Source organism: Aeromonas fluvialis, assembly GCF_000819885.1.
In the GTDB taxonomy this organism is placed as follows: domain Bacteria; phylum Pseudomonadota; class Gammaproteobacteria; order Enterobacterales; family Aeromonadaceae; genus Aeromonas; species Aeromonas fluvialis.
In genome coordinates, this window is record NZ_CDBO01000033.1 from 1 (window position 1) to 749 (window position 749).

A 749-nucleotide genomic window follows, 5' to 3' on the forward strand; every position below is an offset into this window, starting at 1 on the left:
TGCAAGATCATGGCCAAAAGCAAAGTCCAATTCCAGAAAGGCTACAGCCTGTTTGAGTTTCTCAAGGACTATGGCACTGAAGCTCAGTGCGAAAACGCGCTGTTCACTTGGCGTTTTCCTCACGGCTTTGTCTGCCCTGAATGTGCCAACAAGACCTGTTGTCGCCTGAAAAGACGGCCACGGGTGTGGCAATGCAATCACTGCCGTCACCAGATGTCCTTGACTGGAAACACGATTTTCGCAAACACCAAGCTCCCACTGACCAAGTGGTTTCTGGCGATGCACCTGTTGTCACAAACCAAAACAGGCTTGTCAGCGATGGAGCTAAAGCGCCAGTTGGGCGTCAAATATGACACCGCCTGGATGCTCAAGCATAAGCTGCTGCAAGCCATGAAAGAGTCCGATGACAAGCAGCCCATCAGCGGCATCATTCAGCTCGATGATGTCTACTGGGGTGGCGAGCGCCGTGGTGGCAAACGGGGTCGGGGCGCGGCAGGCAAGACGCCGTTTGTGGCAGCTGTAGCCCTGAACAAGGAAGGGCATCCAATCAAGATGCGGATGACGGTGGTCGATGGTTTCAAAACCAAGTCCATTGCTGATTGGGCAAAACGGCATATTGCCAGTGGTAGCGCGGTGATATCCGATGGATTGGCCTGTTTCAAAGCGGTCAAAGAGGCCAATTGTGAGCACCTGGGTGTTGTCACCGGGGGCAACCTTGACTTGCTGGATCATCCGGCATTCAACTGGGT

General features: G+C 53.7%; 1 protein-coding gene. It reads left to right on the top strand.

What is annotated here, in order from left to right; genetic code table 11:
* Positions 1 to 9: 9 nt before the first annotated feature.
* The coding region (locus tag BN1125_RS06775) for an IS1595 family transposase (RefSeq protein ID WP_042011386.1) at positions 10 to 749 on the top strand (740 nt) is incomplete at its 3' end.